Below are 13,240 nucleotides of genomic sequence, written 5' to 3'. Positions count from 1 at the left end.
AAGGCCACCGGAAAGGTGCGGTGGCGTTCAGCCGTCCTGGGGCAGAGAGTGCTCCGGTCAACGCCGCCCGACTTCGGTGAATCGGTTGACGTTCACCAAAGAGCGCTGCTGGAATCACTCTCCGTAAAGACGGACAGGGTGGGAGTTGGAGTCGCATGGCGGCGCTCGACAATGTGAAACTGAAGGACGTACTGGCGGACGTCGCCTCGGGCGCGTTACAGCTGCCCGACTTCCAGCGGAACTGGAAGTGGGACGACGACCGCATCCGGGCGATCATCGCGACCGTGACGCTGGACTATCCCCTCGGCGTGGTGATGACGCTGCAGACCGGCGGCGCCACCCGGTTCCGCTCCCGGACGCTCACCGGGGCCCGCCCGGACGGGAATCCTTCCGCGGACCTCCTGCTGCTGGACGGACAGCAGCGCCTCACCTCGCTCTTCCAAGCCCTGTGGCTGGACGCCCCCGTGGAGACGGCGGACGCCCGGGGCAAGCCCATCGAGCGCTGGTACTACGTCGACATCGCGAAGGCCGTCGGACCGCCCGCCGACCGCGACGAGGCGATCCTCTCCGTCCCCGTGGACAAGGTGCTCCGCACGGACTTCAACCGCACAGTGGTGCTGGACCTGAGCACCACCGAGGACGAGTGCGCGGCCGGCCTCTTCCCCCTGCACCTCGTCTTCGACGCCCAGCGTGTGAACCAGTGGAAGAAGGCGTACATCAAGGCGGACGAGGACCGTAACTGGGACCTCTGGGGCCAGTTCGACGAGCTGGTCCTGCAGCAGGTCCGCGCCTTCCAGGTGCCGATGATCCGGCTGGCCGCCTCCACCTCCATGGACGCCGTCTGCGCGGTGTTCGAGCGCGTCAACACGGGCGGCGTTCCCCTGAACGTCTTCGAGCTGCTCACCGCGACGTACGCCGGGGACCGCGAGTACGTGGAGCGGACCGGGGACTACTACCAGCTTCCCGAGGTGTGGAGGGAGACCAAGCAGGCTCTGGCGGGCAAGTACCCGGTCTTCGGCCGCCTGGAGAGCGGTATCGAGAACGGGCTCAGCAGCATCGATTTCCTGCAGGCCATCGCTCTGGTGCGCACGTGGGAGCGAAAGCAGGAGGGCGTCGGAACGACGGTGTCCTGCAAGCGGCGGGACCTGCTGGACCTCCCGCTCACCGACTTCATCCGCCTGGCACCGAAGCTCGCCGACGCCTTCGCATGGGTGGGCGACTTCCTGGAACGGCAGTGCATCGTCCGCCCAGGAGACCTGCCGTACAAGACGCAACTCGTCCCGCTCGCGGCCGTCCGCGCCATCCTCGACACCGCTGCGGACGGTCTCGGGGCGGAGGAGAAGGTCGAGCAGTGGTACTGGTGCGGGGTCCTCGGGGAGATGTACGGCGGGTCCACGGAGACGCGTTTCACCCGTGACGTCGAACAACTCGTGCCCTGGATCAGACAGGACGACCGGGCGCCCGACACGGTGACCGACGCGTTCTTCTTCGCCGACCGCCTCGACAGCCTCACCACCCGCAACAGCGCCGCCTACAAGGGGATCTACGCCCTGCTGATCAAGCAGGGTGCGGTCGACTGGCACTTCACCGCCGCCCCGCTCAACCCGGCACGGCTGGACGAGTACAGCGTGGACCTCCGACAGATCTTCCACAAGGCGTGGCTCAAGCGGGGCAACAGCCAGGGCCTGCCAACGAACTCGATCGTGAACAAGACCCCGCTGTCCTACCGTGCCGCGATGGACATGACGGGAGCGCCGGCCTCCTACCTGTCCACGATGGTCGCCGCCTCCGACATGCGTCCCGAGTGGTTCGACGACGTGCTCGCCACCCACCTGATCGATCCGGAGGCGCTGCGCGACAACGACTACGAACGCTTCTACAACGACCGTTCCAAGCAGTTGCAGGACCTGGTGCACGCCGCCATGGGCAAGAAGACCATGCTTCGTGACCTCCCGGAGGGCGACGCCCGATGACCACCAGGCCGAGCGAGCAGGATGTCGCCTCGCTCAAGGGCAGGACCGTGCCCGTGCAGGACATCCTCGACCTGTTCCGGGTGCGGGTCCGCGACCACCGGACGGTACACCTGATCTCCCAGGCCCTGACGGACGCCGGTCTGACGACGCTGCCCGACTTCGCCGTCTGCGGCCTGCGCAGCAACGTCGACGTGGTCCCCCTCGCCTCCGTCCCCACGCAGGGGACGCCGGCCGATCCGGACGACGAGGAGGAAGAGGAGGCTCTGCCCTCGCACGCCCTTCCGCAGCGTCTCCTGCTCGGCGACATTCCGTCGGCGCGGCGCGGCCTGGTGTCCGTAGGCCCCGGCACACCCCTGGCGCAGGCCACTTTCCTCATGAAGACCGAGGGTGTCTCTCAGATCCCGGTGACGACCGGCATGGCCAAGGTCCACGGCGTGGTCACCTGGGGGTCCGTCGCCAGGATGTACGAGGCGGGCAAGCCGCCGACCCTGGACAACGCGATGGAGAAGGACTCCCTGCCCCTCGCCGACGCCCGCCAGGAGTTCTTCTCGGCTCTCCCGGTCATCCGCGAGCACGGCTACCTGCTGGTCCGCGGCGACGACGGCTGCCTGTCGGGCATCGTCACCGCCGCCGACATCACCGACCGCTTCGAGGGCGCGGCCCGGCCCTTCTTCATCGTCGGCGAGATCGAGTCCCTGCTGCGCCGCTGCCTGGGCGCGGCACTGGACCAGGAGGACATCAGGGCGGTCCAGACGAACAAGAAGCCCGAGCACCGCAGCGGCCAGGTGTCGGACCTGATGTTCGGCGACTATCTGAAGCTCCTGGACGGCGACCAGACGAAGCAGTCCATGGCGGAACGCGCCGACGCCAACTGGGAAGCCCTGAAGTGGCCCAACATGCCGCGGGAGCAGTTCATCGGCCGGTTGAAGCGGGTGAAGGACATCCGCAACCGCATCGCCCACTTCGACGAGAAGCCGCTGCCGCCGGAGATGCTCGACGAGCTGACGACGTTCGCCAAGGTGCTGCGGGCGTTCGTTCCGTGAGGATGCGATTGATGAAATGCGCTGTTTCATAGGCCAGTTGGGGGATACCCTTCACCCGTATCCATCTCTCCGTCTTGGGGGCCTCTGTGACTTCCTCGCTGAACGCGCACCTACCAGCTACCTGCTGGTTGCGGGCTCCGTAGAGCCTGAACGCGCACCGCTGGGGGCACGACTGACCTCGGTCAGGCATGCCCGTTTCCAGCGAGCGAGTATTTTCATGGAGGAACGGTGTCGATCCACTCGACCCAGCAGACCTGTAACCACCCCGCGCGTGACCTCACCATCGTCGCTCTCGCGTCCGGTGTGGTTTCCCTCGGCACTGCCGTCGCGACGATGGCGCTCCACGCGAGCCCGTTGGCGAGTCTCACCACCAGCGGCGCCGCGTTCATGGCGGTCCTGACCGCAGGGATGAACGTGCTCAAGCACATCAGGCGCGACTCGTAGCGTGTTCGGGGGCGGCCTCTCCGACTGGTGCCGCCCCCGGCCCGCTTCCCCGGCCCTACTCCGCTCCCCTGACGCCGTCAGCCCACCCGGAGCGCGAACTGCTCGCGCAACAGCGCCTCATGGAGTCGTAGGGTCCGCCCGTCCGGCAGGGTCTCCAGTACCTGTACGCCGTCGTAGTTGAGGAGCTGCCGCAGGACCGCGGCGAAGCCGTCGCCCCGGGTGGTGGGCATGCCTGCGCGCTGGGCGAGTGCGGTCACGGGCAACGTGCCGCCCGCGTCGAGCAGGGCGGCGAGGGCCTTGTGGACCTGCTCCTGCTGGGGTTTGCGGGCCAGACCGCCGAGCTGCCCCTGGTACGTCTCGGAGTCGAGCAGCGCCGTCACGAGCGCCTCGGTCCGGGAGACGACGGTCGGCGTGAGCAGGGCGTCGTCGCCCCCGGCCGTCAGCTCCACGGGGAAGAGCGCGTCAGGCTGTGTGCCTGGTTCGGGCTGCTTCTTCCGGGACTTCGTCGGCGTCTTCTTCGCGGCGACGACGGCCGCCTGAGCCGCACGTTCGTCCACCGGAGGCCTGCCGGCCTCTTCGGGAGCCCACCAGGTGGGCCTCTGGTCGCCCAGCTCCCGCCACCCCTTCGGCGGTTCCGATCCGAATCGCAGGAAGGCCAGCACCGGAATGGTGAACTCGGCCAGGGACGCCCCGCCGTGATAGCCGGCCTTGAGGGCGGTGTAGCGGGAGTCGGTGTCCCACAGCGCGACGATGGACGCGCCGGGTTCGGGCCAGACGACGCGCGGACCGGAGAGGGCGACCTCCCGTGCGGCGAGCGGCCCGCCGGGCAGTCGGTGCCGGGCGGACGCGGGCTCGGTGGCGGCGTCGGCCTTCGTACCGTGCCGGTCCACGACATGGCCGTGGTCGCTGGTGACGACGACGGCCATGCCTTGGGCCGCCGCGACCCCCAACAGCTCACGCAGACCAGGCACTTCATCGACCCGCCAGGCCCCGTCGCCCAGCTTTTGCTCCTTGCCGAGCCGGTCGTCGATGGCGTTGAGGACGACGGCGACATGGGTCCGGCCGTCGCCCAGCGCCTGAGTCAGCGCCGGGCCGAAGGTGTCGCCCGCGGTCTCGGTGCGCAGGTCGTCCTTGTGGAACACCGCGGCTGGTGCCCCGCCCCACAGCTTCAGCGCGGGGAAGAGCCGCTTCTCGTCGGCCTGGGTGCCCTTCACCAGGGTGCCCGCGAACAGTGAGGTGCGGGACACGGCCGTCAGGGTGGGCAGTGCGGCGGCCATTGCCCGCCGGAGCGGGGAACCCTCGGGCAGCGGGTCGAACTCCGCCCAGGAGCGGCGCAGTTCCTCGCCGAGTTCGTTCGCTATGGCCGCGCTCATGCCGTCGAGCACGAGCAGCAGCACCCTCCGTTCCTCATCGCGCCGGACGAGCGGTCCCACCACGCGGTCGAGGAAGGTCTCGACGGTGAGCATGCCGCCGGGCTGGGTACCGGCCTCCGTCCAGGCGGCCAGTGAGCGTGCGAAGGACGCGTCGATCTGCTGCCGCCGGTCCCTGACGCGTGCGCCGAGGGTGTCGTACGCCGCCTTGAGGACGGGATCCGGGTCGCCGCCGGCCTCGATGTGCTCCAGGGCGAGGTCGGCCCAGCCGGTCTCGGCGACGTGCCGCTGTATGGCGTCGGCGACGGTGGGCGCGTCCGTGGGCGGATCGCTGGCCAGCCAGCGGGCGAGGCGCTGTCCCATGCGGGCGCGTTCGATACGGGCGGACTCCTCCGGATCGCCGGCGAGCCGATGGTCCGCCAGACGCCGTACGGCCTCCGTCACAGCGGCCGTGTCACCCGTCGCGAGGGCTTGGCCGACGGAGGTGAACCGGGCGTCGAGTCCGCCGCGCAGGACAGGGCTCGCCGCGACGGCTGCCTCCGCGCCGAACTGGCGGGCCAGCACGGCCGCCCGGTCGAGCAGGATGCCGCTGGTGCGGCGTGCCTCGCGGGCCTCGTCGGGGTCGACACCGGCGTTGCGGTGCCCGACTGCCAGCAGCGTGATCACATACTCCTCGGCGGACCGGCCGAAGACGGTCACCAGGGCGTCGAGCTGTTCGCCGGTGGCCGGGGGCTGGTCGCCGAAGTAGCGTTCGGCGCGGCCCCGCGCCTGGTACGTCTCGGGGGCAGGTTCGGCATGCTGCCAGAGTGCCGCGCATACGAGGCCGAAGGCGGCGGCGTCCGCGCCGCGTTCGGCGTCGACGAGGGCGAGCAGGGCGCGTCCGGCGAGACCGGCCTGGTCCTCCTCGCCGAGGAAGGCGGTCAGTCCGGTTCGTTCAGGGCCGCGCAGGCCCAGCAGCCGCTCGGGTGCGCCGGCTCGGGTCGACCAGTGCAGCAGGGTCTGCGCGTCGAGCCGGTCGTCGCCGAGGCGCCACGTGCCGCCCTCGGTGTCGTAGCGCCCGAGGCGCAGGCGGCGCTGGGCGAGCGCGGTGAGGGCGTACTGCCGGGACAGCCAGCCACCGGGCACGGGCTGCCAGCCACCGGGCGGAGTCGCGTCGAGCAGGGCTTCGGCGGCCCAGTTGACGTCCTTGAGCCGGGGGTCGATCTGCCGGGCGCCGAACGCCTCACGGACCACGTCCCAGCTGTCGACGGTGTCGATGCGCAGCTTGTGGACGCGGGCGAGGATCGCCGGATCGAGTTCGTTCTGCTCGCGGTCGGAGAGGACGACCAGCACGGCCGGGCCGGGGCGCCTGCCCGCGAGGTGGTCGAGAACGAGTTCGTGCACAGCGAGCGGTGAGGGCGCCACCGCGACACCGGCCGTCCGGCCCTCGCCCCAGGCGGGTTCGGCGGGGCCGTCCCACTGGGGTGCGGACCGCAGCAGCACGACGCGGCGCCTGCCCCCGCCCTCCCCCGCGAGAGAGGCGGCGAGGGACGACTGCGAGGACAGGTACTGGGTGACGGTCGCGGTGTTCAGCCGGACGGCGCCCGGGGCGACAGCGACGGTGTCCGTCATTCGACGACCTTCCAGGTGATCTCGATGGTCGCGTCGGGGTGGCGTGCGGCCAGCTCGGACAGCTCCGCCTGAAGGTCGGCGACGGCCCGCGCGGCGGTCGTGCTACGGCGTCCGGACTTCTGGGCGGGGCCGCTGCTCGCGGGGGGCGTCACCTGCGGGGTGTACGGGATCCGCGGGTCGCTGGTCGGCGTGTCCAGGGACTGGCCGTCGGCCGTGGGGGTCTGGGGCGTGACGGGTGCGGGCTGCGGGGTGGCGGCGGCCTGGCTGCGCTTGACCAGGGCGACGACCTCGCGCTGGGTGCGGGTCAGGGCCTCGCGCAGGTCGGCGGTGCGCTGGTCGTCGCGGGCCACGTTGCGCAGCGAGTCGAGCAGCGCCTCGCCCTCGGGGCCGAGTCCGGCGGCCAGTTCCAGGGTGCTCCAGGGCGCGGAGGCGACGGCCTCGGCGACGCTGCGGGCCTGCTTGACGGAGGTCCCGTACCGGTCGGCGCTGGTCTCGCCCAGGTCGAAGTCGGCCAGGGCCTCCACGGTCTTCTTCGCCCCGGCCGCGCCCTTGCCGGCCTCCGCCGTGAGCGCGTCCAGCAGTTGCAGCGAGCGGCGGGCGAGGGCGAGCCGTCCGATGTCGGTGGTCTGGTCGAGGCCGAGGAAGGAGGTGTGTGCCTCCAGCTGGTGCACCAGGTCGGCCGCGTGGTCCCGGTGGGCGCGGGCGGACTCGATGATCTGGCGGGCGAACTGGTTGACCATCCGGCCGCGCCGCAGCGCGGGCGCCTTCTGTCCGAAGATCGTCTCGAAGCGCTGCCGTGCCGTGTCCCAGTCGGACTCGGCGGGCAGCGGCTGGCTGCGCAGCGCGTCATGGTCCTTGATCGCGGACAGTTCGGGCGCGGGGTCGAGTACGGTGCCGACGCGCACCCACACCCGGTCGTCCATCTCGGCGAAGGCGGCGACGACGAGCCGGGCGAGGAAGTCGGGCAGGCCGCGCGGGTCGGGCTTGTCGGTCCAGTCGGTCAGCGTGATCAGGGACAGGTCCCCGGTGGCACCCTGTGCGCTGGCGAGCTGACGGAAGTGGTCGGCCCAGTAGCGGGACAGCTCGAAGTACGCCTCCTTCTGCTGCCCGAGCCGGAGGGGCCCGGCGATCCGCTGCATGAGCTTGCGGTCGGCGGCCGGGACCTCCACCCGCCCGTCGCGTGCCTCGGCGGCGGCCCGGACGTGCGCGAAGACCTTCTTCGTGTCGATGGGCTTGACCGCGATGCCGGTGACGTCGGGGTCGAGGTCCGGGTGCGCCGGGTACTGGTGGGCGAGCAGCTTGCCCGCGACGTGCCGGATGCCGTCGTGCAGGCTCTGCCCGAAGGACAGGGTGAGCCCGTCCACGTCCGGGACCGGGACGAGGTGGTCGTCGAAGTCGGGCACGACGTCGGCGGCCTGCTTCTGGGCGAGGCCGTACGCCTGCTTGAAGGCACCCTTGACCTGCTTGAGCAGGGCTTCGCGCTGGGTTTCGAGGAGGCCCTTGGCGCGGCTGCGGTTGTCGGCGTTGAGATGGCCGGCGTACTGGGTGTCGAAGCGGTGCTCGTCGGCGAGTGCCTTGTCGATGACGACGAGGCGCCGGAAGTCGGCGAAGCGCTGAGCCGACAGGTGCGCGGGCAGCCAGGCGACGGTACGGGACCGCTCGCCCTGCTGGCGCTCACGCAGCCGCCGGATGCGGTTGACGTCCTCGACGGGACCCCATTCACCCTCGTCGAAGGGCAGGTCTATGGCGATCCGCCAGCGGCCCTCCTCCTGCGGCATCAGGTCGTGGTCGGGCAGCTCGTCCTCGTCGGCGACGTTGCCGAAGACGATCTCGGCGCTGCGGGCGGTGCCGCGCCAGGTGAAGCTGAGCTGGTCGCTCAACTGGCCGTGCTCGACGCCCAGTTCCTCCGACAGCAGGCGGCGGGCGAGCGCTACGCGGTTGCCGGGGTTGTCGTTGACCTGGGCGTTGGCGATGACGGAGTCCACGTCGACGCCGGACAGCTCCAGCCGTACGCCGGGGTTGGCGTCGGTGCCGGTCTCCTTGATCTCGGGGAACCGGGCCGCCCACTCGGCGACCTTGTTCTTGATGATGCCGACCTCGGCACCGGGGATCGGCGCGAGCACCGACCCGTGGTTGAGCGCGCCGAGCCGTCGGATGGTCAGCTCGGCCAGCGCGGGCACGCTGGGCGCGAGCGCGGACAGCAGGAGGGTGCAGACGAGCCGGTTGTCCCCGGCGAACATGCGGCAGCGGTTGGCGCGCTGCGGGTCGGTGATGGCCTCCGGCCGGTTGACGTACTGCTCGACGTCGTCCTCGGTGATGTCGTACGAGCTGAGCAGATAGGGCCGCAGTTTGGTCTTGTACAGCTTGTCGGCGGCCTCGAAGACGACCTTCAGGCTGTCGGTGAACGGCTTGTCGCCGCCCTCCGCGATCACCGGGTAGAGGTCGCCGACCGGGATGAGCTGCCCGAGGCGGATCTCGTTGCGGTGGTCGGCGAGGAGCTGGCCCATCAGCTTCAGACCGGTACGGGAGCGCTGCAGCGCGGACGAGATGTGGACGAGGGTGTCCATGAACGCCGGCGAGAAGGGGTACGTCAGCCGGAACGACTCGGCGTCGGCGCCGGTCGTGCCCTTCTCCGAGCCGAGGAGGGTGTCCCAGACCTGCGGACCCACCCGCTTGGTCTGCTCGAAGGCCGCGTCGACGAGGCGTTCCGCCTCGGGGTCCTTCGCTTTGAGAAGGCGGGCGTGGGCGATCTGCGGAAGGTTGCGGTCCTCCAGGGTGATCTTGTCGAAGCGGCCGGAGGCGAGGTTCAGGGTGTCCTGGATGGACGACTCGGCGGCGCCGGAGACCTCTTCGCCGACCAGTTCGCGCAGGTCGCGCTGGCGGGCGATGAACGACACGACGGGGATGGCGCGGCGGGCGTCACCGCCCTCCACGAAGTTCGTGATCTTGCTGGCCTCACGGGCGACGAACTTCTGGTCGTGGATGAGGGTGGCGAGCCAGAGGATCAGCTCGTCCATGAACAGGATCAGGCCGTCGTAGCCGAGCGACTTGGCGTGCTCGGCGATGACGGACAGACCGGCGTCCAGGGAGATGAAGCCGTGCTCGTCCTCGGCGGCGTTCTTCGCGAAGCCGGGGAAGAGGTTGGTGCTGGCGTCGTTGACGAGCTTGGCGCGCAGTTCGGCCGGTGTGGAGGGGTTGCGGAGGTTGAGCAGGACGCCCGCCTCGTGGTTCTCCTCGGCGGCGAGTGCGGTGTCCAGGAGCTGCGGGGTCCAGGCGAAGCCCTCGCCCCACTCGTCCTCCTCGCCGTCGTCCGCGTCGCCGCCGCCCAGACCACGGACGACCGCCTCGTCGCCGTAGGTGGCGCGGTTGGCCCGGATGTCGTCGAAGAGGGAGTCGGTCCGGTACACCTGCGGCGTCGGGGCGTCCGGGTGCAGCTTCTTGACGTGCGTGACGTACCCGCCGAGCACCCGCTGTTCCAGGGCCTTCGCGCCAAGCATGTGGTACGGCACGAGCAGGAACTTCTTGCCGTCCGTGGTCAGCCACTCGTGCCTGGTCAGCACCGGGTCGAACTCGGTACGGGCGCGGGCGGCCGGGTCGCCGCTGAGCAGCGCGTACAGCACGGCCATGAAGTGCGACTTACCGGAACCGAACGAGCCGTGCAGGTACGCGGCCTTCGAGCGGTGCCCGTCGAGCGAGGACTTGATGAGCTTCAGCGCCTCGTCGAAGTTCTCCAGCAGCCGCTCGGTGACGACATAGTCCTTGAGCGCGTGCGCGGCGCCCTCGGGTGTCGTCGCCTCGGCGAGGGACAGCACGAAGTCCGAGGTGGAGATGGACTCCTTGATGTCGATGACATCGCGGAGGAGGGGCGACTGAGCCATTACCTGTCACGCTCCCCGTCTGGCGGCTCCCGCCGCCGCTTGTACTCGCTTGCTGGTCAGAATCGTAGGCGAGGATCCGGAAGCCCTTACCTCCCCGTACGAGACCCGGTCCCCCTTGATCACACATTTCCTGTGAACGCGGTACAACCATGCGAATGCCTCACGGGTCATACGAGAAGAAAGCAATCACCGCCAAAGTCCACAAGGGGGAAATGTGGTATCGAATCGTTCCATCCTGGTTGCCTCCGCGTTAGCGGCCCTGTCGCTCGGCACCATGACCGCTCTGGCAGCGCCGGCCTCCGCCGCGGCCAGCACCACGCCGCAGAAGGTCTGCGGAAGCGGCTACAAGACCGTGAACTCGGCGCCCCTCGGCTCGCTGGGCACCGTCTACCTGACGTACAACTCCGCGAACGGCAAGAACTGCGTCACGACTATCCGCAGCAACCCCGGCGCTGTCCTGGACATGTCCGCGTGGATCTACGTCCCCGACAACGAGCAGAACAGCGACGACTTCGGGCAGTACGCGTCGTACGCGGGGCCCACCTATGTCTACGGCAAGGGCCACTGCGTCACCTGGGGCGGAAACATCAGCAACGTGTACGTGCAGGTGAACAACTCCAACTGCAGCGCCCTGAAGGAGAGCCGGGTCACCTTCACCCGTTGACCTGTGGCTCCCGCCCGGCCTCCGTCGAGGTCCGGCTCGCCCTGGCGGAAGTCGTGGAGTTCCGCCAGGGCGGTGAGCTAAGAGGATTGAGGATTTCCCAGCTCCTTGGCAGTGCGGTCCACGTCATGTTGCTCGGTGTGTTCTGTGACAAAGGACTCGTCGATGTCTACGACTTCCACATCCACGAATCGGTGCGTCGGCTTGGTCAGCTCCAGGCTGGAGAGGTGCTTCTTCAGCCTTTTGGCCATAGGAAGGTAGGTCGCAAAAGTGAGCCCGCCGGCGACGACGGCCCCGACGACAGGGATGGCCTTCGAGACGGTCCTCGCGAACGTCTGCTTCGTCATCTGAACGCCGAGGTACCCCGCGACCTTTTTCACCATCGGGTAGATGACACCCTGAGTGAGTGCCTTCTGGGGTAGCTTCTTGGCTACCTGCTTCGACATCATCCCCGCGACCTTCCCCACCGCGGCGTTCGCCGATTGGGTGCCGAACATCACGCCGAAGAACAGCGTGAGCACTCCCATGGTCGCGTCATCGAGGTCGTCGCCGTCGTCGGAGAACAGATCGGGCCAGCTGTAGAGGTAGGCGAGTTTCTGCGCGATACGCAGCATGTGGCCGAAGTACTGGGCCACATCGGCGGGCACCGTGGCGGGAAGGGCGATGATGCCGGGTATTCCAGCGGCCGCGGAGAGGGCGCTGACCTTGGCGGTCTCGTAGCTGATGGAGTCATTGGCCGCTTTGTCCAGAACCTCGATGGGGATACCGGCCGTTGCGGGGCTCTCTTCGATTGCTTCCCGGATTTGATCCTCGGAGCAATAGCGAGCCAGCGCCTTTCGGAGGTACGCCTCCCTGTGGATACGCACGCCCGGAAGCTTCGCTGCGGCCAGCAACACTGCGGAGAAGCGCGACTCGGGGTTCTCGATCACTTTACTCGTGGCCATAGCAAGAAGTTACAGCACCTGGGGGACGTTATCTGCCCAATCGGTCTGTCTGGTCGAGGGGTTGACATTCGCTCTGGCCTCCGCTGACCAAGGTGCGTCGGCTCAGTGTGGGCCCTATGTGGGCGATGGGCGGGCCGGCCGCGCCGTACAGGGGTGATCACCACCAGGAGGGAGGGGCCCTCGGCAAGCGCGTGCCTGCCGAGGGCCTTGCCCTTGTCAGAGTGCCGCGAATTCGATGAAGGCTGTCCACGCCGCGGGCTCCACGGCTAGTGCGGCGCGGGTTGTGTCCTTCGAGTCGCGGACGTGGACCTTGGCGAGGGAGGCGACCTCGACGCACTCCCCACCTGCTCCACTGCTGTAACTGCTCTTGAACCAGGCAGACTCAGGTACCGGCTGTTCGACGTTCATCTCTCTCCAAGCAACTTCTCGACGAAGGCCAGCGACTCGCGCGGAGTGAACGCCTGGGCCCGAAGGAGTCCGTACTGTTCCTCGATCTCCCGGACTGGCTTCCGCGCCGTGTAGAGGCGACTGTCCTGCTGAGCCTCCACATACGCGATCCTCCGCCCTTCCTTCGTCTCGATCAAGGTGAACGGCCCAGCCAGTGCGGCATGCTCGTCCCGCTCCATCGGCATCACCTGGATCTCCACGTTACGCCGCTGTCCATGGAGCAGGATCTGCTCCAACTGCCCGCGCATGATGCCCTGCCCGCCCAGCGGCCTACGCAGAACTGTCTCCTCGATGACGAAGCTGATGGTGGGCAACTGCGTCCGGCAGAAGATCTCCTGCCGGGCCAGGCGCGCCGCCACCCTCTGCTCGACCACATCTTCGTGCAGCAAGGGCCGCCAGTTGATGAAGACCGCCCGCGCGTACTCTTCAGTCTGCAAGAGTCCAGGCACCGCCTGGTTGGCATACACGTGAAGCTCAACCGCTTCGGCCTCCAACTTGGCCGCATCCCGAAAGAACGCCGGATACTGAGCCCGAGCCACCTCCTCCTTGCTCGCGCTCAACACCCCACCGGCCCTCAGCGCTTCATCCGCCTGGTCGATGAACTTCGGCGGCGGAATACGTCTCCCCTGCTCAAACGACGCGATCGTCGATGCCGAGTACGCGGTCAGCGACCCGAACTTCGCACGGTCCATCCCCGCCCGTTCCCGGAACAGCTTCAAATGCCGCCCGAACAGGCACAGTGTGCCCGTGCCGACCTCGTACTCCGGCTGCTGATGAGCCTCGTCGTCCACGCCGCAGCTCCTCCCACGACCATCACAGTCACCGGCCTCAGCCCGCCCAACGCACGGTCCGGAAACCGGTCACGCCCG

Annotated in this window: 9 protein-coding genes; 4 read left to right on the top strand and 5 right to left on the bottom strand. The window is 68.9% G+C overall.

Features of this window, described 5'->3' with window-relative positions; genetic code table 11:
• The first annotated feature begins 155 nt into the window (after positions 1-155).
• From ACFY01_RS26365 to ACFY01_RS26355, 3 genes are all read left to right on the top strand, one after another.
• Positions 156-1,973 (top strand): DUF262 domain-containing protein, encoded by a 1,818-nt coding sequence (locus tag ACFY01_RS26365; RefSeq protein ID WP_390738198.1) that lies wholly within the window; start codon positions 156-158, stop codon positions 1,971-1,973.
• A complete protein-coding gene (locus ACFY01_RS26360; protein WP_390738197.1) occupies positions 1,970-3,016 on the top strand; it encodes a CBS domain-containing protein in 1,047 nt (348 codons plus the stop codon). The genes ACFY01_RS26365 and ACFY01_RS26360 overlap by 4 nt, the downstream gene beginning before the upstream one ends.
• Before the next feature lie 228 nt (positions 3,017-3,244).
• Positions 3,245-3,460, top strand: coding sequence for a hypothetical protein (locus ACFY01_RS26355; protein WP_390738196.1), 216 nt, complete (start codon positions 3,245-3,247; stop codon positions 3,458-3,460).
• Positions 3,461-3,537: 77 nt separating this feature from the next.
• Here ACFY01_RS26355 and pglZ read toward each other — a convergent pair whose 3' ends face one another.
• Both pglZ and ACFY01_RS26345 read right to left on the bottom strand, forming a co-directional pair.
• Positions 3,538-6,441 carry a BREX-2 system phosphatase PglZ gene (pglZ, locus tag ACFY01_RS26350; protein WP_390738195.1) on the bottom strand — a complete coding sequence of 968 codons (2,904 nt, stop codon included), beginning with the start codon at positions 6,439-6,441 and terminating at the stop codon, positions 3,538-3,540.
• On the bottom strand, positions 6,438-10,319 hold the full coding sequence (locus ACFY01_RS26345) for a phage resistance protein (RefSeq protein ID WP_390738194.1): 3,882 nt from the start codon (positions 10,317-10,319) through the stop codon (positions 6,438-6,440). Before ACFY01_RS26345 ends, pglZ begins: the two co-directional genes overlap by 4 nt.
• 274 nt (positions 10,320-10,593) lie before the next feature.
• Between ACFY01_RS26345 and ACFY01_RS26340 the strand changes: the two genes are divergently transcribed.
• Positions 10,594-10,983: a spore-associated protein gene (locus ACFY01_RS26340; protein WP_390738193.1), complete on the top strand. Its 390-nt coding sequence runs from the start codon at positions 10,594-10,596 to the stop codon at positions 10,981-10,983.
• Positions 10,984-11,060: 77 nt separating this feature from the next.
• Here the strand turns inward: ACFY01_RS26340 and ACFY01_RS26335 are convergent, their stop codons facing one another.
• The 3 genes from ACFY01_RS26335 to ACFY01_RS26325 all read right to left on the bottom strand — a co-directional run bounded on the left by ACFY01_RS26335 (position 11,061) and on the right by ACFY01_RS26325 (position 13,162).
• A complete protein-coding gene (locus ACFY01_RS26335) occupies positions 11,061-11,924 on the bottom strand; it encodes a hypothetical protein (protein WP_390738192.1) in 864 nt (287 codons plus the stop codon).
• Positions 11,925-12,140: 216 nt separating this feature from the next.
• Positions 12,141-12,332: a DUF397 domain-containing protein gene (locus ACFY01_RS26330; RefSeq protein ID WP_390738191.1), complete on the bottom strand. Its 192-nt coding sequence runs from the start codon at positions 12,330-12,332 to the stop codon at positions 12,141-12,143.
• Positions 12,329-13,162: a helix-turn-helix domain-containing protein gene (locus tag ACFY01_RS26325; protein WP_390738190.1), complete on the bottom strand. Its 834-nt coding sequence runs from the start codon at positions 13,160-13,162 to the stop codon at positions 12,329-12,331. The genes ACFY01_RS26330 and ACFY01_RS26325 overlap by 4 nt, the downstream gene beginning before the upstream one ends.
• Between the last annotated feature and the right edge of the window lie 78 nt (positions 13,163-13,240).

The organism is Streptomyces sp. NPDC001480 (assembly GCF_042894725.1).
GTDB lineage: Bacteria > Actinomycetota > Actinomycetes > Streptomycetales > Streptomycetaceae > Streptomyces.
The sequence above is the reverse complement of the archived record's forward strand: the minus strand, read 5'-3'. Positions and strand labels throughout refer to the sequence as shown.

What these genes read in the sequence shown, in the direction of transcription:
- ACFY01_RS26365 (WP_390738198.1), top strand. Translation starts at nt 156, where the DNA reads ATGGCGGCGCTCGACAATGTGAAACTGAAGGACGTACTGGCGGACGTC.
- ACFY01_RS26360 (WP_390738197.1), top strand. Translation starts at nt 1,970, where the DNA reads ATGACCACCAGGCCGAGCGAGCAGGATGTCGCCTCGCTCAAGGGCAGG.
- pglZ (WP_390738195.1), bottom strand. Translation starts at nt 6,441, where the DNA reads ATGACGGACACCGTCGCTGTCGCCCCGGGCGCCGTCCGGCTGAACACC.
- ACFY01_RS26345 (WP_390738194.1), bottom strand. Translation starts at nt 10,319, where the DNA reads ATGGCTCAGTCGCCCCTCCTCCGCGATGTCATCGACATCAAGGAGTCC.
- ACFY01_RS26340 (WP_390738193.1), top strand. Translation starts at nt 10,594, where the DNA reads ATGACCGCTCTGGCAGCGCCGGCCTCCGCCGCGGCCAGCACCACGCCG.
- ACFY01_RS26335 (WP_390738192.1), bottom strand. Translation starts at nt 11,924, where the DNA reads ATGGCCACGAGTAAAGTGATCGAGAACCCCGAGTCGCGCTTCTCCGCA.
- ACFY01_RS26330 (WP_390738191.1), bottom strand. Translation starts at nt 12,332, where the DNA reads ATGAACGTCGAACAGCCGGTACCTGAGTCTGCCTGGTTCAAGAGCAGT.